Genomic DNA, 25,962 nt, shown 5'->3' with positions numbered 1-25,962 from the left:
ATCAGCGAGCGCAACCTGCTCGGCAACGGCCAGTTCCTGCGCCTCAAGCTGGCCGGCTCCATGGAGCGCATGCAGGTGGACCTGTCGTTCACCGAGCCGCGCTTCCTCGATCAGAACATCGCGGCTGGCTTCGATCTCTTCCACAAGGAGATCGATATGACGGACGAGGCGGGCTACGAGACCACGCGCACGGGCGGCACGGTCCGCATGGGCTTCCCGCTCTCGGAAGATCTCTGGATGCAGACGGGCTATACGCTTGAGCATGCGACGTTGGACGTCTCGAACAAGTATAAAGACTCGGTCTCGAACCTCGTCCTCGCGGAAATCGAGAACGGTGGCGATGAGACGCTGACCTCGTCGATCGGCACGTCACTCACCTACGATCGCCGCAATATTCCGAAGAACCCGACCAGCGGCTATTACCTGCAGGTGGCGACCGACATGGCCGGCCTGGGCGGTGACGTGCAGTACGTCCGCGTCAATGCCGAGGGTCGCTATTACTATCCGGTCACCGAGAAGATCACCTTCGTCGGCCGCCTGACTGGCGGGCATATTGAGGGCTGGGGCGGCGACGATATCCGACTGACCGACCTCTATTACCGTGGCGGCGAAACGATCCGTGGCTTCGACCGTGGTGGATTCGGCCCGCGTGATCTTTACACGGATGACGCCGTGGGCGGCACGACCTACTGGGCCGGAACGGCCGAGGTTCGCTTCCCGCTGCCGTTCGTGCCGGACGATCTTGGACTTTCAGGCGCCTTTTTCGCCGACGCCGGCTCGTTGTGGAACGCCAACGATCTTGCGAAGAGCCTCAACGGCATACCGAAAGCGGATGGCGGTATCAATCTCGCCGACGATTCCTCCATCCGGTCGTCAGTCGGCGCCAGCATCATGTGGCAGTCGCCGGTGGGACCGATCCGCATGGACTTCGCGAAGGCGATCTCGAAAGAGTCCTACGACGAGGAGCAGTTCTTCCGCTTCGGCGCTTCGACGAAGTTCTGAGCCGAACGCGCACGCATAAAAAAGCCCGACCGGCGCTCCGGCGGGCTTTTTCTTTCCGGGCCCCATATTTTTCAGGTCCATGTTCCGGCCATTGGGGAAACGGGTCCGACCGTCTGGACCCACGCCCGTTATGGCCTTATGAGAGGGACGCGGCTCAGGCTCGCACGGCGGTTTCCGCCGGAGCCACCGCATTTTGCCCCCCGTGCCACGCTTCGCGCAGCCCGCAGGATCCCGAAAGCCTCATCCCATGAATCATCCCGGGTTCTTCGACATTGCCGGGCCGTTCACGCTGGCGGAAATCGCCGTGGCGACGCAGTCCGAGCTCAAGGAGACCGCTGCGGGCGCGCGCGCGCTCGTCGGCGTGCAGCCGCTGTCCGCGGCCTCGGCGGAGCATCTTTCGTTTTTCGACAACCGCAAGTATCTGCCGCAGTTGCTCGCGACCAAGGCCGGGGGCTGCCTCGTCGCGCCGCAGTTCGCTGACCGCGTTCCGAACGGTACTGTGGCGCTCGTGACCAAGACCCCTTACCGAGCGTTCGCACAGGCGCTGGCGCTGTTCTACCCCGAGGCCATGCGCAGCAAGGCCGCGGCGGGCGGGGCGGAGGAGCGCATCTCGCCTAGCGCCATAATCGAGGACGGTGTCGAGATCGAGCCTGGCGCCGTCGTCGGCCCGGAGGCGCGGATCGGGCGGGGGAGCCGTATCTCGGCGGGCGCCGTCGTCGGCTACCGCGTCGCCATCGGGCGGGACTGCTACATCGGCCCGCTCACTTCCGTCATGCACGCACTCATCGGCGACCGGGTGATCCTGCACGCCGGCGTGCGGATCGGGCAGGACGGGTTCGGCTTCGCGATGGGCCGGCAGGGTCATCTCAAGGTCCCGCAGGTCGGGCGGGTCATCATCCAGGACGACGTGGAAATCGGCGCCAACTCGACCGTCGACCGGGGTGCTCTTAAGGATACGATCATCGGAGAGGGCACCAAAATTGATAATCTCGTCCAGATCGGGCACAACGTGATCATCGGACGGCATTGCGTCATCGTCGGACAGGTGGGCATCTCGGGCTCGACCGAGCTCGGCGATTACGTGGTCATGGGCGGCCAGTCCGGCCTGATCGGCCATATCAAGGTCGGGCACGGCGCGCAGATCGCCGGCGGATCTCACCCGAAGGACGATGTTCCAGCGGGGGCTGTCATGGCCGGCACGCCCGCGCGCCCCTTCAAGGAATGGGCGCGCGAGGTGGCTGCCATCCGGCGGCTGGCAAGCCGCACGAGCCGCGACGACGACAAGGCGAGCGACGCCTGAGATCTCAGATATTGGGCCTGAGGACACGTGCCGTCGGCCAGAATGGAGTGTGATGGGGATGGACGACGCAAAGAATTCGCAGACGACGGCCGACATTGCCAAGATCCTCAAGCTGCTGCCGCACCGTTACCCCTTCCTGCTGATCGACCGCATCTACGACATCAACGGCGACGAGACCTGCGTTGGCATCAAGAACGTGACGATCAACGAGCCGTTCTTCCAGGGCCATTTCCCGCAGTACCCCGTCATGCCCGGCGTGCTGATCATCGAGGGCCTCGCGCAGACGGCGGGCGCGCTCTGCGTGCACAGCCTCGGCGAGGACTACAAGACCGAGCTCGTCTATTTCATGGGCATCGACAAGGCCAAGTTCAGAAAGCCGGTGCTGCCCGGCGATCAGCTCCACTACCACGTGCGCAAGATCCGCAACCGCGGCCGCGTCTGGCGCTTCTACGGGGAAGCCAAGGTGGACGGGCAGACGGTGGCCGAGGCCGAGATCAGCGCCATGCTCGCCAACACCGCAGAGGCTCGGGCATTTGCGGCGACCAAGAATGGCTGAGAACAAGATCCATCCCACCGCCATCGTCGAGGACGGGGCGCAGCTTGGAGACGGCGTCGTCGTGGGGCCGTTCTCGATCGTGGGCGCCGACGTGTCGCTGGGCGACGGCGTCGAGCTCGCGAGCCACGTGGTCGTGACGGGCCGGACGACGGTCGGCGCGCGCACGCGCATCTTCCCGTTCGCCTCCATCGGCCATCAGCCGCAGGACCTCAAGTACAAGGGCGAACCTTCGACGCTCGCGATCGGCACCGACTGCCTCATCCGCGAAGGGGTGACGATCAACCCCGGCACCGAGGGCGGCGGCATGACGACGACGGTCGGCAACGCGTGCGCGTTCCTCGCCAACTCGCACGTCGGGCACGACTGCCGCGTCGGCAACAACGTCATCTTCTCGAACAACGTCATGCTCGCGGGCCATTGCGAGGTCGGCGACTTCGCCATCCTCGGCGGCGGGGCGGCGGTGATCCAGTACGCCCGCGTCGGCGCGCATTCGTTCCTCGGCGGCATGAGCGGACTCGAGCAGGACCTCATCCCCTACGGCATGGCGCTCGGCAACCGCGCCCACCTTTCGGGGCTCAACATCATCGGCCTGCAGCGGCGGAATTTCTCGCGCACCGAGATCCACGACCTTCGGCGCGCCTACCGGCTCTTGTTCGCGCAAGAGGGCACGCTGCTCGAGCGCGTCGCCGACGCCGCCGAGGAGTTCAAGGATCACCCGACGGTGATGGAGATCGTGGCCTTCATCAAGGCCGGCGGCAAGCGCTCCATGTGCACGCCGAAGAACGAGACGGACGCGTAGCCGGCCTGGGCCGGGATCGTCTCGCATCCGATCCGTCCGAAGCATTCATCGGTCTCACGAGAGACCTGGCGTGCGGCTTCGCTTCAAATGGAAACGGACGCGCGCCAGGCGCGCGGGCCTGCCGCGGTCACTGCTGATCGGTGCCGGTGGCGGCGCCTGACGAGAACCGCGTCTTGGTCTGCGCGTGCCCGGAGATACGCGCGAAATAATCCTTGTCGTCACCGATGGTCAGCGTCGGCGAGCAGTTGGGCGTGCAGCTATAGGACTCACGCTCGGAGCCCTTCGATAGGTTCACGGTGCGGACCTCGTCGCGCGTCACGACCACGCGCTGGTCCTGGATGATGTTGCGCTGATCGTCGAGCGCAATGATGTTGGTGACGCCAAACGTCTTGCCCGTCACGACGAGAAGGTTGCCGCCCTGGATCTCCACGTCGGCGATCGACGGGTTGCCGATGATCACGCTCGAGACGGCGCGCGGGAGCCGCAGGAGCTGCGACTGATCGTAGACGACGACGAGATCGGCGGCCTTCGCGCGCCCCGGAACGATCAGCGCCGCGAGCAGAAGCATCGCGCCCGTGACGAGCAGGACGTGGGGGCGAAGATCAAATCGGCGCACGGAAACGGCTTCAGTCGGCACGATCGCCACTCCAATCTTACGATCGCACCATTTGGAGCCGATTGGGTAAACGAACCGCTAACGGGCGCCAGCGCTCATCGCGCGGAGCGGAGAAAACCCAGGCAGCGGCTCGCGGCCTCGAACTCGGCGCGCTTCAGGGCCGCCTCGGCCTCCGCTTCCGCATCGCGGCCCCATTGCTCGCGCTGCCATGTCTCGTCGACGGTGGCGGCCTGCCACGCCTCGTCCGCCGACAGCGCGCCATGCCAGTGGGAGAGGGCGAGCAGCGCCGAGCCGCTGACGGTCGTCAGGACATGCAGCGCGGAGAGGCTCAAGGCGTCGAGGCCGGCGAGCGCGCGCCGCACGGCTTCGATCGCTTCCGGCGGCTGCGCGATCGGCATCAGCCCCGCGCGCAGCACGAACTCAGCGCCCAGCGCGCGCTTGGCCCAGGCGAGAACCGGATTCCACGCTTCCGCCTGGCGGCGGACGAGCGCGTCGGGGCCCTCGGCGCGGTAGCAGAGGAGATCGCTCCCCGCGAAGGCGACGATGTCGTCGGCCACCTCGCCGCGGCGCGCTTCGACGGCGTCGACCGACACATTGGCGAGGCGCGTCAGCGGCATGGTAGCGGGATCGATGCGCTCGCCCTGCGCCTCCCACTCCGCGGCGATGGCGGCGGCGAGGCCGGCGGCCGGGACGATCAGCTCCTGCTTGCCCGGCGTGCGGATGGGGCGGCCATCGAGCACGACCGCAAAGCCGCCGTCCCGCGGCTCGACGGCCGCCGAGGCGTAGAACCGCTTCGGGAGGACGCGCAAAGCGTCCCTCCCCGGCACTTTCGGAGCCGCATCCCTCGCCGCGGGATCGTCCCGGTCGTCGTCGCGGCCGGTCATGACGCGAGCTCTCCAAACATCATCGCCTCGAGCGCGCGCTCGAGCTCGGCGCAATCGGCCGAAACGTGGCGGGCACCGGCCGCCCGCAGCGCATCGGCCGGGTGATAGCCCCAGCTCACGCCGATGGCGCCAGCGCCGGCGCCGCACGCCATCTCGATATCGTAGGTCGTGTCGCCGATCATCACGGTGTCGGCGGGCAAGGCGCCCGTCTCGTCCATGGCCGCGACGACCATCGAGGGGTGCGGCTTCGAGGGATGCGTGTCGGCGGTCTGGACGGTGGCGAAGAAGCGGGCCAGCCCTTCGCGCTCGAGCACGGCCGCGACGCCGCGGCGGGAATTGCCGGTCGCGATGCCGAGCCGCACGTCATCCCGGGCCGCCAACCGCTCGAGCGTCGCGCGCACGCCGTCGTAGAGGGGCTCCGAATGATCCGCACGGCGCCGGCGGGCCGCGAACGCGGCCTTGTACGCTTCCGTCATCCGGGCGACGCGTGCGAGATCGCCGCCGTCCGGCACGAGGCGCTGGACCGCGATCTCCAGCGACAGTCCGACCACGCCAACGACCCGATCGCGTGTCGGCGGCGCCAGCCCTTCGGCACCGAAGGCGTCAGCCATGGCGGCGACGATGCCGTGCTGGCTGTCGACCAGCGTGCCGTCGCAATCGAAGATAATGAGCTTCACCGGCGCGGGCCTCATCCGTCGTCCTTCTCGAAACGGCGCGGATCGAGGCCGAGCAGATCCCACGTCTCCCGCATGTGCGGTGGGAGCGGCGCGGAGACGTCGATTTTCCTGTTGCCCGCGGGATGGGGAATGACGAGGCGGCGCGCATGCAGATGCAGTTTCGGCTCGATGTTCTCGGCCGGCAGGTTCATGCCGCCCTCGTATTTGTTGTCGCCGACGATCGGGTGGCCGATGATTTCCATGTGGGCGCGGAGCTGATGCTGGCGGCCGGTGACCGGCTTCAGCGAGACCCAGGCGGCCTTGTGCGCCACGCGATCCACGACCGCGTAGTGGGTGGTCGCATGCATGGCCTCCTTCTGCTCGCCGGGGCGCGCCTTGCGGACGCGGTCGCCGTCCGGCCCGCTGCCTTTGACGAGCGGCACCTCGACCTTCCCCTGCGGCGGCTTCGGCACGCCCTTGACGAGCGCCCAATAGGTCTTCGCGGCCGAGCGCGTCTGGAAGATGCGCCCAAGCTTCGCCGCCGCGGCCCGATGTTTGGCGACGAGCAGAACGCCGGTGGTGTCCCGGTCGAGGCGATGCACGAGGCGGGGCCGGTCGCCGAAGCGGTCGGCCATGCCGGCCAGCACGCCGTCAATGTGGCGGCGCGTTCCGGTTCCGCCCTGCACGGCGATGCCGAACGGCTTGTTGAGCACGAGCACGTCGTCGTCCTCATAGAGGATCATGCTCTCGATCAGCTCGCGGTCGGCCTTCGCGGCGGAGGGAGCGGCTGCCGCTTTGGCGGCGGGGCTTCCCTCACGCGGCGTGCGGGCTGCTTTCGGCACGCGGATCTGGGCGCCGGGCTCGAGGCGCGCATTGGCCTCGACGCGCTTCGCGTCCACGCGCACCTGGCCCGAGCGCAGAAGCTTCTGCAGGTAGCCGTGCGCGATCTCGGGGAAGTGCACGCGGAACCAGCGGTCGAGGCGCATGCCGGCCTCGCGCTCGGCCACCTCGATCGTCTCGACGCGCTCGCTCACGCGATCACTCATTCGTCTGCCCTTGGAGCCATTCGACGGCTGTACTTGAGGCCCAGCGCCGGCGGGGTCAAGAGCGACGCGGTACCCGGCGTCCCCGATCCCTGGCCGGCGGCGCGGTCGGGACGGGTCCGTTGGAGCGGTCCTTCCTGGAGCGACTAGCTGGAGCCCTGACCCCGCAGGGGACGGCCGACCGCCCATCCGATGGTCCAGCCCACGATCAGGCCGGCCAGATTGACCAGCATGAACGCCAGCTGGTTGACGTTCTCCGCCTGGTCGGAGCTCTCGAACTTGAATTGCAGCGCCGCCCAGTTGGCCACCGGACCGCTCAGGAAATGCATCGCCAGCGCAGCGCCGACGATGGCGAAAATGATGGCAACGAGATAGCGCATCCAGTCCCTCCGGCAGCTCTCCGGCCCTCAATCCCCGCGACCGGCGCGGGCGCGAGGGCGGCGTCTCACCTGACTTCCCAAAACCAGATCTCGCCGGCCCCGGCGTAGTTCGAGTAGTAGCCGAGCCACGAGAACCACTCCATCAGCCACTTCGCCGAGGAGCGGTATCCGTTCCACACGTCGATGTGGTCCCCCGTCGGGCGGCCCGCGTCCGACGTGCGGCGCCAATAGTCCTGGATGTAGATGATGCCGGTTCGCCCGAAGATCTTCGGATAGAACTCGGCGGCGTCGGGGCCGATGAATTTCTCGGTCGGGCCGATGCCGGCGATATGCGCACGCGCGATGCCGTTGGCGAGCTGGCTGGCGTTGATGAAATGCATCTCGTCGCGCGGATGCACCGCGCAATGCGAGATGCCCGAAAGCTGCGACGGCTGAACGCCGGCCCGGCGCAGCGCCACGCCCATGCGGATGGCGCACTGGTTGGAAAAGACGGGGAAGCCGAGGAGGACCTCTTTGCCTTCCAGGTTGGTCAGATTATGGGGCGCGATGCAGGGCGTCGTGACGCTCTCGTTGATCGGATGCCCGCGCCACAGATCTTTGAATTCAATCATGAAACGCTTCCCTACATCGATCTGCCCGTTTGCGCGGCCGATGCTCCGGTCCCCTGCCGGTCAGCGCGCCACGGACTATAGGGGGCGGCATCGAGGTTGGCCAGATAGGGGCCGTCCGGGAGGCGCCTGAGGGACCGGGCCCGACGCGATCATGGCCTACTCCTTGCGCTTTTTGCGCAGGCCGTCCCAGTAGGCGAGGCGCTTGGCCAGCTCGCGCTCGAAGCCGCGCTCAGGCGGGTCGTAGAACTTCGGGCGCCGTTTCATCTCGTCGGGGAAATAGTTCTGGCCCGAGAAGGCGTCCGGCTGGTCATGGTCGTAAAGATAGCCCTCGCCGTAGCCCTCCTCCTCCATGAGCTTCGTCGGCGCGTTCAGGATGACCTTGGGCGGCGACAGCGAGCCGTGCTCCTTGGCGGCGCGCATGGCGGCCTTGTAGGCGACGTAGTTGGCGTTCGATTTCGGCGCCGTGGCGACGTAGATCACGGCCTCGGCCAGCGCCAGCTCGCCCTCGGGGCTGCCGAGGAAGTCGAACGCATCCTTGGCCGCGTTGGCAACGACGAGCGCCTGCGGGTCTGCCAGCCCGATGTCCTCCACGGCCATGCGAACGATCCGGCGCGCCAGGAACAGCCGGTCCTCACCGCCGTCGAGCATGCGGCAGAAATAGTAGAGGGCGGCGTCAGGGTCCGAGCCGCGGACCGCCTTGTGCAGGGCCGAGATCAGGTTGTAGTGCCCTTCGCGGCTCTTGTCGTAGAGCGGTGCGCGGCGCTGGACGAGCTTCACGAGCGCGGCGCGGTCGAGCGACGCGGCGCCGGGCTTCACCGCCGCGAAGACTTCCTCGGCGAGGTTTAGGATCGAGCGGCCGTCCCCGTCGGCCATCCCCTTCAGCGCCTCGCGCGCATCCGCATCGAGCGGCAGTGGCCGCCCCTGCTCCGCCTCGGCGCGCTCCGCGAGATCCTCGAGCGCCGCGTCGTCGAGGCGGTTCAGCGTCAGGACGGAGGCCCGCGACAGCACGGCGGCGTTGATCTCGAACGATGGGTTCTCGGTCGTGGCGCCGACGAGCGTGATCGTGCCGTCCTCCATGTAGGGCAGGAAGCTGTCCTGCTGGGACCGGTTGAAGCGGTGGATCTCGTCGATGAAGAGCAGCGTGCCACGCCCCTGCTCGCGGCGCGCTTTGGCGCGGTCGAACGCCTTCCTCAACTCGGCGACGCCGGAGAAGATGGCCGAGAGCTGCTCGAACTCGAGCTTCGTCTCGCGGGCGAGCAGACGGGCGATCGTGGTCTTGCCGCACCCTGGCGGCCCCCACAGGATCAGGCTCGGCAGGCGACCGCTTTCGAGGAAGCGCGTCAGCGTGCCCTCGGGCCCGACGAGATGCGGCTGGCCTGCGACCTCCGACAGCTTCGTTGGGCGCAAGCGGTCGGCCAGCGGGCGCGGAGCGCCTTTCTCCAGACCGGCGGCTTCAAAAAGGTTGCTCATGGAGCGGATGTTACCCTGGGAGAGAGGGACAGCCTAGGGAACGGTCGAGATCATGACCTAACCGGGCACCTGAAGGTTGAAGACTTTGTCGCCGCGGCGCACGGCCACGAGCCAGGCGCGCTGACGCGCGCCGAGCAGCATGTCGAGATCGTTCACGCTGCCGACCTTCTTCCGGTTGATCTCGACGATGACGTCTCCCGGCTGGAAGCCCAGGCGCGCCGCAGCGGAGGCCCGGCGCACCGACACCACGACGACGCCATCCGCCTCGTCGAGGCCGAACTCGTCGGCAATTCCGGGCAGGATGTTCGAGACACGCGCCCCGTCGAGCGGATGCTGTCCCGCCAGATTGCGGACGTCGTCGCGACCCGGCTCGGGGGCCGCCACCAGCGTCAGCTCCACCGTCTGCGGCTCGCCCTTGCGGATGACGCCGACCTTCACCGTGCTGCCGATGCCGCGCGTGGTGAGGCGATACTGAACGGCGCGCGCATCGCCGACCTCGAACCCATCGACGTTGACGACGACGTCGCCGGCGCGCAATCCCGCGCGCGCCGCCGGTCCCGCGTCGGAGACGCGGGCGACGACGGCGCCGGCGATGCGGTCGAGGCCCAAGGCCTCCGCCGTGTCGCGGGTCACGGATTCGAGGCGCGCGCCGAGCCATGGCCGCTCCACCTTGCGGCCATCGGCGGCGCCCTGGACATAGAGCCTCACGAGGTTCGAGGGAATGGCGAAGCCGATGCCCTGCGAGCCGCCGGACTGGGAGAAGATCATCGTATTGATGCCGACGAGCTTGCCCGACATGTCGACCAGGGCGCCGCCCGAGTTGCCGGGGTTGATGGCGGCGTCGGTCTGGATGAAGACCTGGGAATCCGAGCTGCCGATCTCGCTTCTGGCAAGCGCGGAGACGATGCCGCTCGTCACCGTCTGGCCGACGCCGAACGGGTTGCCGATGGCGAGCACCATGTCGCCGACCTCGAGCGTGTCGGAATCCTCGAGATCGAGCGTCGGGAAGCGTTGATCGCCGTTCTCGATCTTGAGCAGCGCGATGTCGGTCTTGTCGTCCTGGCTCAGCACCTTGGCGTCGAACTCGCGCTTGTCAGAGAGCGCGACGCGGATCTCCGTCTCGCCGCGTCCGCGAATGACGTGCGTGTTGGTCACGACGATGCCGTCCGGGCTCACGATGACGCCCGAGCCAAGCGAGCTTTGAACGCGCTCGGAGGGCTGGCCGAAGGCGTCGCCGAAGAACTGGCGGAAGAACGGATCGTTGGCGAAGGGCGAGGAGAACGTCTGCACGCGGCGCTGCACGTAGACGTTGACGACAGCGGGTGCTGCCTTGCGGACGATCGGGGCGTAGGAATATTGCGCGATCTCGCGCGAGGGCGGCACCTCGCGGCGCACGGGCGGCGGGGCCTCCTGCGGAAAGAGGTTGTCGAGGAACTGCGCACCGGCCTCACGACCGCCGAAGCCGGACATGGCCAGCACGCCGAGCAGGCCCGCCCCGGCGAGAGCGGCTAGTTCCTTGAGCTTGCGCGACATTCTCCGGTTCCTGTCCGAACATCCCAATTCCTCGCGGGGAGGATATAGGATAGGGACAAGGCCGGCGGAAGGCGTCACGAATGCCTATCGCGGCGCGCTCAACCGCCTTTCGCGCTCGTATGCTCAGCGCGCCGACGAGATCGCGGCACGGTACCGCTCGGGAGACCACGGCTCGCCGCGGTCCGCCGACGGCCCTCCGGTGTCGGCATAGCTCCGGCCATAACCTGGGAGCTGCGACCGGTCCGCCAGGGCCATGCGCGGCTGCACGGGCGGGAAGCCCTGAACCTCAGGCGCGCCGTTGCGATAGGGCATCTGTTCGCGCACCGGCGGCTCGCGCATGGCGACAGCGGTGCCGCCGTTCCACGGCTGGCCGGCAGCGAACTGGCGCTCGCGCGCATCGTTGCCGTCGAGCGGCGCGCGGCCCGCGTAACGCACGCGCACTTGCCCCGTCCCGCGCCCGCGCAGCCCCAGCGCGTCGGCGCACGCCTTCGAGAGATCGATCATGCGGTTGCCGACGTAGGGACCGCGGTCGTTGATGCGCACGAGGATGGTGCGGTTGTTGGAGAGGTTGGTGACGTAGGCATAGCTCGGCAGCGGCAGCGTCGGATGAGCCGCCGTCAGCGCGTGCATGTCGAAGACCTCGCCGTTGGCGGTGTGGCGGCCGTGGAAGTCGCTGCCGTACCAGGAGGCGGTGCCGATGCGGTCGTAGCCGGGCTCATCGCGCGGCTCGTACCAGCGCCCGCCGACTTGATACGGTGCGCCGACCTTGTAGACGCCGCCGCCTTTGGGGATGCGCTCGTTCGGGCCGGCGACGCGGCGGCTCGCGGAGACGCCCCATTTCGATTCCGGGAACATGGGCGACGCGACGCCGCGGGAGACGCCGCTCCCCGAACTCGCGCATCCGCCGAGGCTCGCCACAGCGAGGCCGGCGGCCAGGGCTGCCAAGGGGGCTTTGGCGCCCGTGAAACGGACACAGAGGATCGAAAGCCGAGGCGCGCGTGCGCCTTCGCTGCCGGTACGCGACATGAACGCCATCCCATGGGCTCCCTTGGGGAAGCCTCATTCTGCCTAGCTGCTCCGGGTGCCGCTTGTGGCGCGGTCTTTCCCAATGAGCCGGGGCAGCATGGCAGACGGCGATTGCGATCCGGTTAAGTGCTGGAACTGGGGACGTTTTTTTACGTTGCGGTAACCGGTTCTTGAGGCTCCGGCGCGGACTGTGTAGGGTCCAGCGCCTTCGTGCCGGGCCCGCCATCGGGCCGGTGCGTCGGCTCTCGGGAGGGATGGCCGAGTGGTTTAAGGCACCGGTCTTGAAAACCGGCGTGGGCGCGAGTCCACCGTGGGTTCGAATCCCACTCCCTCCGCCATTATATCGCTCACGCGCCGAAGGCGCTCCGCGGGGGCGCGGCTCGCCTTGCTCCTGAGCCCTGCGGGCTTTGACTAGAGCTCTTGTCCGTCTGTCCACATCGATCCCGATGACCTCGCGGAGCCCGCCTCGTTCAATCGACGGGCTCGAAGGCGAAGGGCTTGGCCGCAACGAACGAACCCGAGACCTCGCCGCTGAAGATATTGCGCTGATCCTCGCCCAGATCGAGCCTGCGCACCTCAGCTCCGCTCGAGAAGTCGATCTGCTTGAGATCGACCCAGAACACGTTCGGGGCATAGACCGATTCAAAATAGTAGAGCCGCTCCTTGTGATCCGCCACGATGCGCCAGCGGGTGGTCGAGAGATTCGGCTGGTCGTCGATCGAAATTCCCCAGGGGGCCGAGACGTTGCGGATGACGCTGAAGACGCCTGCGGCCGCCTCGCGCGCATCGTCGGTCTTGGGAATGGCGTTGATCAGAAAGCTCGCCCGGGCGAAGCGGTCCTCGGCCCGGCTGGTGCCGGGCAGAAACACGGTCCCCGGCACCCGGCTCCAGTAGCGCGTGATCGCGAGCTGGTCCTCGAAGCGGGGCTCGTTGGTCATCACCTGATAGTCGCGGCTGTGGTGGATCATCAGCCGTCCCTCGATCCATTCGAGGATCGCGCTGTCGCCGGTCGCGTCCGACAGAGACAGGTGCACGGTGGTCATCCGGCCGGGTTGTCCCGGCACTTCGCCGGTGGCCGCCTGGAGCGGCGTACTTCTGACATGCTCGACCGCTTCCGCCACGGTCGCGAACTGATCGAGGAAATACTGCGCCCAGATCGACAGCGAGATACGCGGCGTTTTCCCGTCGTCCTCGGGATACTGTGCGTTCACCTGCCAGAGTAGATTGGCGACGAGACCCGCCTCGTTCATCCCGTCCACGGTCGAGATATCGTATCCCGAGACGACGAGGCTGCCATGGCGCGCGGTCCATTCCACCGAGCGCGGGCCGGCCGCGCCATGCCGCTTTATACCGCGCGGAAAGACCCACAGATTGCTGGTGATCCGATCCTTCCAGTCGAAGGTCCGGCCCGTCAGATAGCGGCCGTCAAGGCCGAGATAGACCGCACGCGTACAGGCTTCCGCAACATTTCCCGCAAGAAGCATTGTGGTGCAGAACAGACTCGTAAGAAGCCGAGGCTTCATGGCTCATTATCCCCTCAACTCATTACACCAAGATCCGACGCCTCGTTTTGTTCTACGGGGAGAAAAAGCTTACAGCAAGATCAGCATGTGCGAATGGCGCGCCGGCCCGGAAGTGAACACGCTTCGACATTGCGCCGGAGTGAGCCGGAGGGCCGCGAGTGCCAAAGCCCGGCGCTTTGCGCCGGGATCGCTTTTCGTCAGTTATTTTAGGAGGCGTAAAGCGTAGTGTCGTTCTTCGTCTTCGGCCCGCCATTCGCCGCTGATTGCCGCACAAATCGAGCGTCAATCTCCTTGTGCCGAAGTTGACCGGGGAAGCTTCTTCGCCATACAGCCAAACTCGGACCGACACTTAACAAACGGCTTTGTTAATTGGACGCCAGCTATTCAACAATGTCCAAGGTTTTCACCCATAGATACCGGCCGGTAAAACTATTATCCACCTCACCCAAAATCCGCACCTTCGTCGTCGGTGTTACTTCGCGGTTCCGCCAGACGTTCGGTTCGATCTCAACGCGCATTTCTCCAGTACCATCAGCGAAGATAAAGTAGTCGCTTCGAAGGTGGGACAGTATATTGCCGGTTAGCGTCACGTAGCTCCCCAAACGGGCGTTCTCAGTTGCAGCAACAGTGGAGGCTGATCCCTGCGCTGTCGGCCCTCGGAATTGAGCGTTGGCCGGTGTCCAAAGGCAAAATGCCGCTACCAACGACATCACTCCAGCGCTGAAAATCCTCATCGGCAAATCCCTCCGGGAGCAGATATGACAATACCCGTTTAGCTATTCAACTTGCTTGGCGCTGTTGGGACGAGGAGTCAAGACGATCCTTTTTGCATTCAATTGAACGCCTTGGCTTAGGAGACGAGCATGGGCTCTTTGCGATTGCGCTTAGGGAAGAACTTTTCGAGAGCGCGCACCTTCGGCAGATCGTTGATCAAGATGCAGGTGTCGTGGGAATTCTGGGCCAGACAATCCTGGTGATAGTCCTCAGCCGAATAAAAGCTCTTGCCTCGCTCGACCTTCGTTACGATGGCTGTATCGAAGATCAGCGCCTGGGCGGACGCCGGTCAGCGGCGGTTCGCCAACCATGCTTCGATGGCTTCGATGCGGGGCGGCAGGACAACGGCTTCAGGAGCGAAGGCGCGCCAGGCGGCGCGGTGCTTTTCCGAAACGGACGTCAGGACGGGTTTCTGCGCCGTGATCGCGGCTTCGAAGGCGCCGATCAGGCCGCGGTTGCCGGCTTCCAGCTTTCCGAACTTGCTCAAGACCACGAGGTCGCACGCGGCGATCTCGTCCAGCACGGACGTGCCCGCCGTCTCGGCACCATTGGCATCGACGTGGCACGTCTTTCCGGCCGGCGGGATCTCGAGGTAGATCGAATAGGGACGCCCCGAGCCGATGCCCCGCAGAATGCCGGCGCTGCAGACGCGGCCCGGCAATCCATGCGTCTCCTCGACGAGGCCCGCCACGCGGAGGCCGGCCTCCTGCCAACGGGCGATGGCTTCCTCGAACAGGCGCTGCACGTTCGCAGTGCCGGCTCCCTCGACGGACGCAATGGGCGCGTTGCCAGTGGCCATGTCGCTTCTCTTGCGCGCTCAACCCTCATGGCTGCTGCGGCGCTCTCCGGCGCGGATCATCGCATTCCGGCAGGATTGCGCGCAAGGCGCCAGATCGCCCGAAGCAGCGGGGGTGGGGCTCCGCTTCGGGCCATCTCCGAAGCCCGAAGCGGAGCGATCCGGTCACGCAACCTTCTCGCCCATGGGCATGTTGCGGATGCGCTTCCCCGTTGCGGCGAAGATCGCATTCGCAAGCGCAGGCGCGAACGGCGGAACACCGGGCTCGCCGATGCCACCCGTATGCCAGGAGGCATCCTTGGGCTCGACGATGATCGTGTTCACCTTCTTCGGATAGTTGTGCTGCGTCGCGACGCTGAAGTCCGAATAGTTGGACTGCTCCACCGCGCCCTCCTTGAAGGTGATGCCGCTGTAGACGGCGTTCGACATGCCCATCACGGCCGCGCCCTCGATCTGCGAGCGGATGCGCTCGGGGTTGACGTAGAAGCCGCAATCGACGGCCGTCGTCACTTCCGGGACGCGGATCGTGCCGTCCGCGTCGACGGCGACATGCACCACGCTCGCCACATAGCTCGCGAACGCACGGTGCGCGGCGATGCCGAGGCCCTGGCGCTCCGGCAGCTTCTTGCCCCAGCCCGCTTTCTCCGCCGCGACGCGGATGACGTTCTTGAGCCGCTCCGTGTCGATCGGGAACGACTCGTAGGGCTCGCCGTAGTTCCAGAAGTCCTCGGGGATGCCCGACGCCTTGAGGTCGATCTTGCGGTCCGGCCCGATCATCTCGAGCAGAAAATCCTTGGGATCGCGCCCGAGCTTGTGGGCGACCTCGCACACCGCCGACTGCACCGCGAACGCGCGCTGGATGTTGGACACCGAGCGATACCAGCCGATGCGCGTGTGCGCCTTGGCGGGCCCGTTCTCGCAGCGGAAATTGGGCACGTCGAAGGGAACGTCGACGAAGCCCATGCCGTACTCGATCGGGAACTGATAGCCGCTGTCGGGGGCGAACGTCGAAAGGATGGAGGGCGAAACCGTGCGGTGCCGCCAGCCGCTCACCTTGCCCTTGTCGTCGATCGCCATCTCGATCCGCTCGACCGAGGTCGTATGGTAGAACGAGTGGCGGATGTCGTCCTCGCGGCTCCACTGCAGCAGCACCGGATCGCCGCCGAGCTTCTGCGACAGGAGCGCGGCCTCGATCATGAAGTCCCACTTCGACTTTCGGCCGAAACCGCCGCCGAGAAGCGTGACGTGCACCGTTACGTTCTCGAGCGGAAGCTTGAGGGCTTCGGCAATGTCCTTGCGCGCGCCGTAGGGGCTTTGCACGGGGGCCCACACCTCGGCCTTGCCGTCGGCGACGCGCGCCACCGCGACCAGAGGCTCCATCGGCGCCTGCACGAGGTGCTGGCCGCGATAGTCGGCGGAGAACACCTCACGCGCGTTGGCGAAGGCGGCATCCACATCGCCTTCGTTGCGGATCACCTTGCCCGGCCTGGCTGCCGTCTCCGACATCTCCTTGAAGAAGGCTTCGGTGTCGTAGCCGGCGTTCTCGCCGTTGTCCCACTCGATCTCGAGCGCGTCCCGGCCGAGGAAGGCGGCGTAGGTCGTGTCCGCGACGACGGCGATGCCGCCGAGCTGATGGAACTTGCGCGGCACGTCGTAGACGCCCTCGATCTCGACGACGTTGCGGACGCCGGGCGTCTTCAACGCCTTGGACGCATCGTATTTGACGATTCTCGCGCCCAGCACATCGGGGCGCGCCATCGCCGCGTACTTCATGCCCGGCAGCCGCACGTCCGCGCCGTAGATCGCCTTGCCCGTCGTGATGTCGCGCAGATCGGCGATCCTGGTCTCGCCCTTGCGCATCAATGTGAACTGATCGGGTGTCTTGAACAGCAGATCCTCGGCCTTGGGCGTCGGCAACGCCATGGCTGCCTCCGCGAGATCGCCGAAGCCGATCGCCTCACCCGTCTCGTTACCGGAGGCGTCGAGGCGGATCACCTTGTGCGCCTTGGCCCGGCAGAGCCTGGCCTCGATGCCCCACCTGGCTGCCGCCGCCGCTTCCAGCATCTGACGCATGGCTGCACCGCACTGGCGCATCGGCTGGATGAAGTGGCGCATGCTGCGCGAGCCGTCGGTATCCTGGTTGCCGTACCTCGGCTCGTCGCCGGGCGCTTGCACCAAGCTCACGCGCGACCAGTCCGCCTCCATCTCGTCCGCCACCACCATCGGCAGGCTGGTGCGGATGCCCGTGCCCATCTCGGAGCGATGGGTGACGATTCTCACGTCACCGCTCCTGTCGATGGCGATGAAGACATGCGGATCGTTGACCGTCTTGTCCGGCATGGCCTCGGCGCCGGTCGGATAAGGCGTCATGGGCTCGCGTGCGTAGGCCGGGAGCGCCCTGACCGCCAGCACGAGGCCGGAGGCTGCGAGCGCGCCGCCGAGGATTGTGCGCCGGCTCACGTTCTCGATGACAAAGCTCGCGGGCACTGGCTCGCGCGAGGCGCGCGTATGCTCTTCGATGTAATGCAGCATGGCTCAGACTCCTCCCGCCGCAAGGCGCACAGCCGCGTGAATGCGCTGATAGCATCCGCAGCGGCAGATGTTGCCGTCGAGCTCCTCGACGATCTCTTCGTCCGTCGGCGCATTGTTCTTCGCCAGCAGCGAGGCCGCCTGCATGATCTGCCCGGCCTGGCAGAAGCCGCACTGGGGAACGCTGAGCTCGCGCCACGCCTTCTGCACGGCGTGCTCGCCGTCGGGGCTCAGACCCTCGATCGTCGTGACGGACTTGCCCTCCGCCATCTGGACCGTCGTCATGCAGGAGCGGACGGCAACACCGTCCAAATGGATCGTACAGGCGCCGCACACGCCCTGGCCGCATCCGTATTTGGTCCCGGTAAGACCTGCGACGTCACGCAGATACCAGAGCAGCGGCGTGCCTGGATCGCCGTCGAAAGTGCGGCTTTCGCCGTTCACGGTGATGGTTGCCATAAGTCACTCTCCCGATTTTACGGCGGCACCGGACCGCCAACTGCGTCGTGATGTGATGGGGTTTTTCCCTTTCCTTTACGAGACCCTTCCGAAGTCCCGGCTCAGGGCACGAGGCGCGTCAGGGGCCAGACATACGCCTGCCCCATGACGAGAAGACCGACGAGCACCGCAAGCGCAACGGAATGGAAGAACACGAAGCGGAGGATCGAGCCTTCGTGGCCGTACCATCGCGTGGCGGTCGAGGCGACGACGATCGACTGCGCGTCGATCATCTTGCCCATGACGCCGCCGGAGCTGTTCGCTGCTGCCATCAGCACCGGATTTACGCCCAGTTGCTCCGAGGTCACCCGTTGCAAACCTCCGAATAACACATTCGAGGCCGTATCGGATCCCGTCAGGGCGACACCGAGCCAGCCGATCAGCGTGCCAAAGAACGGATAGAGCCAGCCCGTGTTGGCCAATGCGAGGCCGAGCGTGGCGTCCGTGCCAGAATAGCGGGTGACGAAGCCGATCGCCAGCATGCAGGCGATGGTGATCAGCGAATAGCGCACCAGCCAGATCGTGCGTCCGTACATACGCAGGAGGCCCGACGGGCCGTAGCCGAGAAAAAAGCCGGAGACGATGGCTGCGAACAGGATCCCGGTGCCGGTCGCCGAAAGCGGGTTGAAGGTGTAGACGGCCGCCTCGACATGCGGGCTCGCGACGACGGGTGGCATCTTCTGCACCAGCCCGTTCAAGCCCGTAACGGGGATTTTCGCCGCCCAGATGCCGTCGAGGCCCGCGCGCACCTGCGGCGTACCCCACAAGAATACGAAGGCACTAAGCACCAGCCAGGGGGTCCACGCCCGGCGAATGGCCGGGTTTCCTGGCGAGGCCGGTTCGGGCGCCGCAAGCCCGGGGCTTTCGGGCGGGGCACCCGGCATGGCCGTCATCGGCGTGGCGGGGCGCCAGAGGCGCAGGAACACCGCGAGACACGCCATCGACACGATGGCCGCAACGATATCGACGAGCCACGGCCCGTGGAAATTCGAGACGAGGTATTGCGGGACCGCGAACGAGACGCCGGCCACCAGGACCGGCGGCCAGACCTCCAGCATCCTGCGGAAGCCGACAAAGGCCCAGACGAGCCAGAAGGGCACGATCAGGGAGAAGAACGGAAGCTGCCGGCCGATCATGCCGGACAGGTCGTGGAGGTCGAGGCCGGTCACGGCGGCGAGCGCGATCACGGGCGTGCCGAGGGCGCCGAAGGCCACCGGCGCCGTGTTGGCGATCAACGACAGCCCCGAGGCCGCAAGCGGCGAAAAGCCAAGTCCGATCAGCATGGCCGCGGTGACCGCGACGGGCGTGCCAAAGCCGGCGGCGCCCTCGAAAAAGGCGCCGAGACAGAAGGCGATGAACAGGAGCTGCAGGCGGCGGTCGTCGCTGATGGCGCCGATCGAGCGCTGCAGGACCGCAAACTCGCCCGTCTCGCTCGTCAACCGATAGAGAAAAATGACGTTGAGGATGATCCAGCCGATCGGCAGCAGGCCGAACGCGGCGCCGTAAGCCGCCGCCAACCCCACCATGTGCGCCGGCATGCCGTAGGCCAAGACAGCGACGGCCACCGCCGCGACGAGCCCCAGCAACGCCGCGACGTGCGCGCGCACCTCGAAGAGGCCGATGGCGCCGAGCAGGACGACGACGGGGATCGCGGCGACGGCGGTCGAGAGCGCCATATCGCTGAACGGGTCGTAGACTTGCGACCACATGCGTGCCCTGCCCCCGCAACCAACGCCTCGTCCTCGTCACATCAATATACCAGCGGGCGGCGCGTTCTCCGATCCTTTGCGCAACACGCCATGCGCTTCCATCGCGAGCGCGGGCGACCGGGTCGATATGGGCGGCGGGGGGAGCGGAGCGGGCGCCTTGTGTTGGGGCCGAGCACGGTCGAGGACATCGCGCTCGACAGCCAACGCCTCAAATGCTTGATCTCTCACACCGAACGCTGCGATTTTCTTATCGGGTGGTCGGCGGCGCGGGGCCTTGGGCGCGGCGCTTTTCGTCTTGAGATACGCAAGGCCATCTCATAATTTTACGTTTATCGTCAAGATTCCAGCCAAGGGCTCGCCGGCGCGCTTTGCCGGTCGAGCGGAGACAGGATCGCTTGCCAAAGCTGGCCTACATCGCGATCGGCAGCATTGCGACAGCGCTCGCCGTCGTCGGCGCCATTCTGCCCGGCCTGCCGACCACGCCGTTCCTGCTCGTCGCGCTCTGGGCGTTCGCCCGCTCGAGCACGCGGCTGCTCGCGCGGCTCGAGCGGATCCCGCTGCTCAAGGGGGCGCTCGTCGAGGCGCACCGCTTCGAGCAACGGCGCGCGATCCGGCGCGAGGTCAAGGTGTTCGCGCTCGCGATGGCGTGGGGGTCCGTTCTGCTCACGGGCATTGCCTCGAGCTTCTCGAGCCCCGTGCTGCTCAGTGTCGTCGGTGCGGCGGCGCTCGGCGGGACGATCGCAATGTGGTGGTTCCCGACGGACGGCTGATCGGCGGCCGCGATCGCTTCTACTCTGCCGCCGTGCTCAGGGCGGCCGTGATGTCCTCGTCCGGCCGGCCGATGCTGACATAGCGGAAGCCGTGCCGCGCGATCAGCTCGCGCCGGTAGACGTTGCGCAGATCGATGAAGAGGGAATCGTTCATTATGAGACGCAGGCGCGGAAAGTCCAGTGCCCGGAACGCATCCCACTCGGTGACGAGGACCAGCGCGTCGACGCCCTCGGCGATCGAATAGGGGTCGGGGCCGAACGCCACGTCGGAAACGACGGCCTTCGCCGCTTCCATCCCTTCGGGATCGTAGGCCCTGACGCGGGCGCCCGCATCCTGAAGCCCTTGCACGATGGAGATCGCAGGGCTCTCGCGCATATCGTCGGTGTTCGGCTTGAAGGTGAGGCCCAGCAGCGCGACCGTCCGGCCGCGGACGTCGCCTCCCATCGCGCGCACGATCTTGCGGGCCATCGCGCGCTTGCGCTGATCGTTGATGGCGACCGTGGTCTCGATCAGGCGCAACGGGCTTCCGTGGTCCTGCGCGGTCTTGACCAGGGCCAGCGTGTCCTTGGGGAAGCACGAGCCGCCGTAGCCGGGTCCGGCGTGCAGGAACTTGCCGCCGATCCGGTTGTCGAGACCGATGCCATGCGCGACATCCTGCACATTGCTTCCCACGGCCTCGCACAGATCGGCGATCTCGTTGATGAAGGTGATCTTCATGGCGAGGAAGGCGTTGGAGGCATACTTGATCAGCTCGGATGTCCGCCGTGCCGTGAACACGAGCGGCGCCTTGTTGAGATAGAGCGGCCGGTAGACCTCCGTCATGACGGCGCGCGCGCGCTCGTCCTCGATGCCGACGACGATGCGGTCCGGACGCTTGAAGTCCTCGATCGCGGCGCCCTCGCGCAGGAACTCCGGATTGGAGACCACCGCCACGTCCGCCTCGGGATTCGTCTCGCGGATGATGCGCTCGACCTCGTCGCCGGTGCCGACCGGAACGGTCGACTTCGTGACCACGACGGTGAAGCCCTTGACGTTCCGCGCGACGTCGCGCGCCACGGCGTAGACGTAGGAAAGGTCGGCGTGTCCGTCGCCGCGGCGCGACGGGGTGCCCACGGCGATGAAGACCGCCTCCGCCTGGCTCACGGCCGCCGCGAGGTCGGTGGTGAAAAGAAGGCGGCCGGCAGCGGTGTTGTTGGCGACCAGATGGTCGAGGCCCGGCTCGTAGATCGGCATGACACCTTTGTTCAGCGCCTCGATCTTGGCCTCGTCGCTATCGATGCACGTCACCACGTGACCAAAATCGGCGAAGCAGGTTCCCGAGACGAGACCGACGTAGCCGGAGCCCACAACAGCAATGCGCATTTCCGTGCCCTTCCCTCATGCTGCGCGATGCGCAGCCTCCTCGAGGCCGCCGAGGCCCGGGAGCCAGCTATCCGCGACGCGCGCGGCCGACGACAGACCCGAGCAATAGGCAAGGAGAATGATGGCGTCCACAGGACGCTCGGGCGCGTCCCCAGTTTGCCCAAAACAAAAAGGAGCGCTCACGCGCTCCTCGATCGAGGACAAGACGCCCCGCCCCGCGGGCGAGGCCCGGCCTCGGGTTAGAAATTGTGCTTGATCGTGCCGCGGACGGTGAGATCCTCGGTCGGAGGCTCGTTCGCCTCCGGCTGCTTGCTGTCGTTCGCGCCGTAAAGAAGCTCGAGGCCGAAATCCATCTTCGGCAGCACGCCCAGCTTGCCAAGGCCCGGGATACGGACCTCCGTCCCGGCGCTGCGGTCCTCGACCGACGGGGTGGAGAATTCCATGCTCTTGCCAACAGGCATCGCCGGCTGCGCCTCCGCAGGCACGGACGGGGTGGGTGCTACCGGCGCGGCTCCCCCCTGCTCCTGAAAGGCAAGGGCCGACTGGCCGGCAAACGCCAGCACCACCCCTAACCCCACGTACCCCAGCACCTTCATCGCAAACCCCGCAGCGGTCTTCATCTCACTCCTGAAGATGAGACCTAGTCCCTTGCATGACAAGAATCTTCGAGCGTTGTCAGGCATTGAAAAACGTTTCTCATCCGGGGTGTGATCGCGCTGCAATGTGGCCGGCCGGATACAGGGTCCCAACGACCTTCGGGAGAGGCCGACATTCCCCGCCAACGGCTCGATGCTGCCTCATTTCCGCCAAGGGGAGGCGTCCGCACCATCGGCGGGCAGACGTTTTCCGGATCTCTTCCCCCACCGTGCCCCTTTCGGGCCGGGGGCGACCCCGAAGAGACCTCGCCCGCCCTGCCCTTCCGGCGACACCTGAGGCCAACGAAGGAGACGCCTTGCGGGCGGCTCCTTCGGAGGATCCCGGACCAGGGGTCATCAGAATTTGATCATCGCGCCGCCCAGGACGATGTCGAGCGATTCGAAGCTGTAGCTGGCCGTGTCGGAAAGATCGGCGGCCGCCCCGAGCGTTACGTCGCCCTCATGGTGGCGATAGGCGAGGTAGAGATCCATGGCCGCGGCCTCCAGGTGCTGATTGATGCCGAGGCCCCAATAGGAAATATCGGAGCCGACCTGGCGCGTGCGCGTGGCATCGATGCCGGAGAATGTCGCCACGGTGCCCGCGCCCGTGATGCCCGCACCGGTGTTGAACTCCGCGTACTCGCCGTAAACCGTCGTCTTCCCGAGCGAAATCCACTTGCGTTCGATGCCGGCCTGGACCGACCAGAAGTCATCGGTGTCATCGACCGACTGGCCGAAAATGGCGCTGCGGTTCTTGTCGTCGCGCAGGCCATAGGCGCCCGTCACGAACAAGCCCGTGCCGGAATGCATGATCGAGGCCGAAAGCCCAAGGTCGCTACAGTCGACGTCGACGCCGCCGATGCTCGAGCAACCGCGGAGGTTGCTGGCGCTACCCGCTGGAACGCTGCCCAGCGCGGGACTGGGGCGGAGATTGGCGTCGGAGTATTCGGCATACCCGATCGCCGCGGCCAGCTTGAACCCGGCGAACTCGCCCTTGTAACGGAGCGACAGGTCCCAGAAATCGTCCTCGCCCCAGGCTGCCGAAGCGATAAAGCCCGCAATTTCCGCAGTGTCGTAGCGCACGAGATTGCGGCGGTCGCCTTCGCCCGGCACGTTATCGCCGGAGGCGCCGCTTTGGGCCATGAAATCCCGCCATTCGTTGGCTTTGCGGTCGCCGTCGATCACAACGTCAAAGTTACCGTTCCACTTGCTGAGCGACGGACGGGCAAAGTGGTTCGTATTCGCCGTCGTGACTTCTGTGACGCCGTCGCTCGCTTGCGACGTCTGGCCCATGGAGACCTTGCCGTAACGCTCGCTCTCGATGAACCACATGCTGTGACGCAGATCCGGCGTTCCGGGAGACGCCGAAGGAAGGTCGGCGTCGGTCCGGGGCAGCCGGTTGGTGCGGATGCCGAACTCCAGGAGGTAGCCAGCCTTCCAGCCATCCGCGATCTTGGCCGATCCCTTGAAACGGACGCGGGAGCGCGCCGTATCGTTGGTGCCCTGGTAGACGTTCGATTCGAGGCCGTCGTCCCACCACATCACCGCTTCGTTGATGTGGCCCGAGACCTCGAGGCTCACCTTACGGTTGCCCTTGCGGGCGGTCGTCGCCTCGAGCTCGGCGATGCGCTCCTCGAGATCGGCGCAGCAGTCGCCGCCGAGATCGGCCGCCCCAGCCGGGGCGCCCCCCGCCAGCAGGCATCCTGCCGCCGCGAGCCATGACAGCCGTCCCATCATCCTGACACTCCCAGCCATGTCCGACATCCCCTCTGGCTCCGCCCACAGCGGCGCAAGCATCTATCGATTCCCCACTCAGCGGAGCCGGGCAGACGCGGCGTGAAACATGAAAAAGCCGCCTGCCCACCGCCGTGGACGCCAGGAATAAGCCTAAGAAAATTTCCGGGGTAAATATCAAAACCTAATATGACAGATTTGATACGTTTCGGCGTGATTACTGGGCCACGAACGCCGCATTGAACTTGTCCGTCACCGGCGCAATTGCCGGGCGCGTGACGTTTCCGACGCCTCTTCTTGTGAATGTTTTATGACATCATGAAACATCGGCATGAAAGGGCGCCGAGCGGGACGAACGACTGCAAAGTCTCCCGCACCGCTCGTTGCGGAGGGGCCCTCATGTGTGCGAGCTTCGGGGCGCGAGGAGCGGCATGGGCAGAACGAGACATACGGCGGCGGTGGTTGGCGGCGGGCCCGCGGGGCTTGCGGCGGCCCTCGCGCTCGGCCGCGCCGGCGCCGACGTCGTCCTCGCGGCCCCCCCGCATCGGGTCGGCGGAAAGGCCCCCGACACCCGGACGGCCGCCCTGTTCGCCGGCTCGATCGAGCTTCTGAAAAACGTCGGCGCGTGGGATGCGATCGCGCCTCACAGCGCGCCGATCGCGGCGATCCGGATCATCGACGACACCGGCGCGCTCTTGCGGGCGCCCGAGGTCGTTTTCACGGCCTCGGAGGTGGGGCGCGACGCGTTCGGCTGGAACGTGCCGAACGGCGCGCTCGTCTCGGGCCTCACGGCCGCTGCGGCCCAGGCGGAGAGCCGGGTCAGGTTGCACGAGACGGCGGGCATTTCCCGGATCGACATCGGGCGCGACGCTGCGACCCTCACGAGCGCGGAAGGCCAGACGTTCGATGCGCGGCTCGTGGCCGGTGCCGACGGCCGCAACTCGATCTGCCGCGCCGCGGCCGGCATTGCCACACGGACCTGGCGCTACGAGCAGGCGGCCATCGTCGCCTCCTTCCGCCACACGAGGCCGCACCGCAGCGTCTCGACCGAGTTCCATCGCCCGTCCGGCCCGCTCACGACCGTCCCGCTGCCCGGCCTGGCCTCGAGCATAGTGTGGGTCGAGCGGCCGGACGCGGCCCAGCGCCTCGCCGGCCTCGACGACGCCGCGTTCCGCGCCGCGCTCGAAGAGCGGCTGCAGGGACTGCTCGGCACGATCGAGGACGTGGGACCGCGGGCGATCTTTCCGCTGTCCGGGCTCACCGCGGAAGCGTTCGGAGCCAACCGCGTGGCGCTCGTCGGCGAAGCGGGCCATGTCATTCCGCCGATCGGGGCGCAGGGGCTCAATCTCGGATTGCGCGACGCGGCCACGCTTGCCGATTGCGTCGCCAGCGCGCTCGCGGAGGGGGGCGATCCGGGCGGAGCGACAACGCTCGAAACCTACAGCCGGCGGCGGCGCGGCGACGTGACGTCGCGCATCGGCACCGTGGACCTGCTCAACCGCTCGCTCATCTCGGGCCTCTTTCCGGTCCATCTCGCGCGCGGTCTCGGGATCGTGGCCCTGCATGCGCTCGGACCGTTGCGCCGCTTTGCCATTCGCGAGGGCTTGCAGCCCTCGGGCGAGTTGGCGGACCTGCTCCAGCCGGATGGGGCGCAGCGGATGCGCGAGCGCATGCAGGCGGGCGCCTCCCCGCCGCCCGCCGCCTCTTGACGCCTCGGCCGGCAGTTGGCATCCCGGACGCAGACGTGCTTCCATC

General features: G+C 66.7%; 26 protein-coding genes and 1 tRNA gene. 7 read left to right on the top strand and 20 right to left on the bottom strand.

What is annotated here, in order from left to right:
- The 4 genes from V7082_RS11685 to lpxA form a co-directional block, all read left to right on the top strand.
- Positions 1-1,002: BamA/TamA family outer membrane protein (locus tag V7082_RS11685; protein ID WP_334148701.1), on the top strand; the 1,002-nt coding region annotated here is incomplete at its 5' end.
- A gap of 247 nt (positions 1,003-1,249) precedes the next feature.
- Positions 1,250-2,302 carry a UDP-3-O-(3-hydroxymyristoyl)glucosamine N-acyltransferase gene (gene lpxD, locus V7082_RS11680; protein ID WP_334148699.1) on the top strand — a complete coding sequence of 351 codons (1,053 nt, stop codon included), beginning with the start codon at positions 1,250-1,252 and terminating at the stop codon, positions 2,300-2,302.
- A gap of 58 nt (positions 2,303-2,360) precedes the next feature.
- Entirely contained in the window at positions 2,361-2,858 is a 498-nt protein-coding gene (gene fabZ, locus V7082_RS11675) for a 3-hydroxyacyl-ACP dehydratase FabZ (RefSeq protein WP_334148697.1), read from the top strand.
- Positions 2,851-3,657, top strand: a complete 807-nt coding sequence (gene lpxA / locus V7082_RS11670) for an acyl-ACP--UDP-N-acetylglucosamine O-acyltransferase (RefSeq protein WP_334148695.1) — start codon at positions 2,851-2,853, stop codon at positions 3,655-3,657. Before fabZ ends, lpxA begins: the two co-directional genes overlap by 8 nt.
- A gap of 127 nt (positions 3,658-3,784) precedes the next feature.
- Here the strand turns inward: lpxA and V7082_RS11665 are convergent, their stop codons facing one another.
- From V7082_RS11665 to V7082_RS11625, 9 genes are all read right to left on the bottom strand, one after another.
- A complete protein-coding gene (locus tag V7082_RS11665; protein ID WP_334148693.1) occupies positions 3,785-4,294 on the bottom strand; it encodes a pilus assembly protein N-terminal domain-containing protein in 510 nt (169 codons plus the stop codon).
- Between the two features lie 74 nt (positions 4,295-4,368).
- Positions 4,369-5,157 (bottom strand): ATP12 family chaperone protein, encoded by a 789-nt coding sequence (locus V7082_RS11660; protein WP_334148691.1) that lies wholly within the window; start codon positions 5,155-5,157, stop codon positions 4,369-4,371.
- Positions 5,154-5,849 carry an HAD-IA family hydrolase gene (locus V7082_RS11655; protein WP_334148689.1) on the bottom strand — a complete coding sequence of 232 codons (696 nt, stop codon included), beginning with the start codon at positions 5,847-5,849 and terminating at the stop codon, positions 5,154-5,156. Before V7082_RS11655 ends, V7082_RS11660 begins: the two co-directional genes overlap by 4 nt.
- Entirely contained in the window at positions 5,846-6,859 is a 1,014-nt protein-coding gene (locus V7082_RS11650; RefSeq protein ID WP_334148687.1) for an RluA family pseudouridine synthase, read from the bottom strand. The genes V7082_RS11655 and V7082_RS11650 overlap by 4 nt, the downstream gene beginning before the upstream one ends.
- 143 nt (positions 6,860-7,002) lie before the next feature.
- Positions 7,003-7,236 carry a hypothetical protein gene (locus V7082_RS11645; protein ID WP_334148685.1) on the bottom strand — a complete coding sequence of 78 codons (234 nt, stop codon included), beginning with the start codon at positions 7,234-7,236 and terminating at the stop codon, positions 7,003-7,005.
- A 65-nt stretch (positions 7,237-7,301) separates the two neighbouring features.
- A complete protein-coding gene (locus V7082_RS11640) occupies positions 7,302-7,847 on the bottom strand; it encodes a type VI secretion system amidase effector protein Tae4 (RefSeq protein WP_334148683.1) in 546 nt (181 codons plus the stop codon).
- Positions 7,848-8,003: 156 nt separating this feature from the next.
- On the bottom strand, positions 8,004-9,317 hold the full coding sequence (locus tag V7082_RS11635; protein WP_334148681.1) for a replication-associated recombination protein A: 1,314 nt from the start codon (positions 9,315-9,317) through the stop codon (positions 8,004-8,006).
- 57 nt (positions 9,318-9,374) lie between these two features.
- Entirely contained in the window at positions 9,375-10,850 is a 1,476-nt protein-coding gene (locus V7082_RS11630; RefSeq protein WP_334148679.1) for a Do family serine endopeptidase, read from the bottom strand.
- A 123-nt stretch (positions 10,851-10,973) separates the two neighbouring features.
- Entirely contained in the window at positions 10,974-11,876 is a 903-nt protein-coding gene (locus V7082_RS11625; RefSeq protein ID WP_334148677.1) for a septal ring lytic transglycosylase RlpA family protein, read from the bottom strand.
- A 248-nt stretch (positions 11,877-12,124) separates the two neighbouring features.
- On the opposite strand from V7082_RS11625, the gene V7082_RS11620 reads away from it, so the two are divergent.
- Positions 12,125-12,214 (top strand) — tRNA-Ser (locus V7082_RS11620).
- 132 nt (positions 12,215-12,346) lie between these two features.
- Here V7082_RS11620 and V7082_RS11615 read toward each other — a convergent pair.
- From V7082_RS11615 to V7082_RS11590, 7 genes are all read right to left on the bottom strand, one after another.
- Entirely contained in the window at positions 12,347-13,399 is a 1,053-nt protein-coding gene (locus V7082_RS11615; RefSeq protein WP_334148675.1) for a linear amide C-N hydrolase, read from the bottom strand.
- Positions 13,400-13,779: 380 nt separating this feature from the next.
- Positions 13,780-14,133: a YgiW/YdeI family stress tolerance OB fold protein gene (locus tag V7082_RS11610; RefSeq protein WP_334148674.1), complete on the bottom strand. Its 354-nt coding sequence runs from the start codon at positions 14,131-14,133 to the stop codon at positions 13,780-13,782.
- A 116-nt stretch (positions 14,134-14,249) separates the two neighbouring features.
- A complete protein-coding gene (locus tag V7082_RS21560; protein ID WP_442909783.1) occupies positions 14,250-14,441 on the bottom strand; it encodes a peptide-methionine (S)-S-oxide reductase in 192 nt (63 codons plus the stop codon).
- 21 nt (positions 14,442-14,462) lie between these two features.
- The gene (locus V7082_RS11605; RefSeq protein WP_334148672.1) at positions 14,463-14,972 is read right to left on the bottom strand and encodes a DUF2478 domain-containing protein; all 510 of its coding nucleotides are present in this window, start codon (positions 14,970-14,972) and stop codon (positions 14,463-14,465) included.
- Between the two features lie 162 nt (positions 14,973-15,134).
- Entirely contained in the window at positions 15,135-17,501 is a 2,367-nt protein-coding gene (locus V7082_RS11600) for a xanthine dehydrogenase family protein molybdopterin-binding subunit (RefSeq protein WP_334148670.1), read from the bottom strand.
- Between the two features lie 3 nt (positions 17,502-17,504).
- Entirely contained in the window at positions 17,505-17,957 is a 453-nt protein-coding gene (locus V7082_RS11595) for a (2Fe-2S)-binding protein (RefSeq protein ID WP_334148669.1), read from the bottom strand.
- Between the two features lie 101 nt (positions 17,958-18,058).
- A complete protein-coding gene (locus V7082_RS11590) occupies positions 18,059-19,705 on the bottom strand; it encodes an L-lactate permease (protein ID WP_334148668.1) in 1,647 nt (548 codons plus the stop codon).
- 395 nt (positions 19,706-20,100) lie between these two features.
- On the opposite strand from V7082_RS11590, the gene V7082_RS11585 reads away from it, so the two are divergent.
- Positions 20,101-20,475 (top strand): YbaN family protein, encoded by a 375-nt coding sequence (locus V7082_RS11585; RefSeq protein WP_334148666.1) that lies wholly within the window; start codon positions 20,101-20,103, stop codon positions 20,473-20,475.
- Positions 20,476-20,494: 19 nt separating this feature from the next.
- On the opposite strand, the gene V7082_RS11580 is transcribed toward V7082_RS11585, so the two are convergent.
- The 4 genes from V7082_RS11580 to V7082_RS11565 form a co-directional block, all read right to left on the bottom strand.
- Positions 20,495-21,838 carry a UDP-glucose dehydrogenase family protein gene (locus V7082_RS11580; RefSeq protein ID WP_334148664.1) on the bottom strand — a complete coding sequence of 448 codons (1,344 nt, stop codon included), beginning with the start codon at positions 21,836-21,838 and terminating at the stop codon, positions 20,495-20,497.
- Between the two features lie 15 nt (positions 21,839-21,853).
- Positions 21,854-22,021: a hypothetical protein gene (locus V7082_RS11575; protein WP_334148662.1), complete on the bottom strand. Its 168-nt coding sequence runs from the start codon at positions 22,019-22,021 to the stop codon at positions 21,854-21,856.
- A 56-nt stretch (positions 22,022-22,077) separates the two neighbouring features.
- Entirely contained in the window at positions 22,078-22,458 is a 381-nt protein-coding gene (locus V7082_RS11570) for a hypothetical protein (RefSeq protein WP_334148660.1), read from the bottom strand.
- Between the two features lie 372 nt (positions 22,459-22,830).
- A complete protein-coding gene (locus tag V7082_RS11565) occupies positions 22,831-24,228 on the bottom strand; it encodes a porin (protein ID WP_334148658.1) in 1,398 nt (465 codons plus the stop codon).
- Positions 24,229-24,638: 410 nt separating this feature from the next.
- On the opposite strand from V7082_RS11565, the gene V7082_RS11560 reads away from it, so the two are divergent.
- Complete coding sequence (locus tag V7082_RS11560) at positions 24,639-25,916, top strand: UbiH/UbiF family hydroxylase (protein ID WP_334148656.1); 1,278 nt, start codon at positions 24,639-24,641, stop codon at positions 25,914-25,916.
- Positions 25,917-25,962: the final 46 nt, after the last annotated feature.

This window comes from Hyphomicrobium sp. (assembly GCF_036833075.1).
Taxonomy (GTDB): Bacteria; Pseudomonadota; Alphaproteobacteria; order Rhizobiales; family Hyphomicrobiaceae; genus Hyphomicrobium_C.
This window is presented reverse-complemented; position numbering and strand designations above follow the sequence as displayed.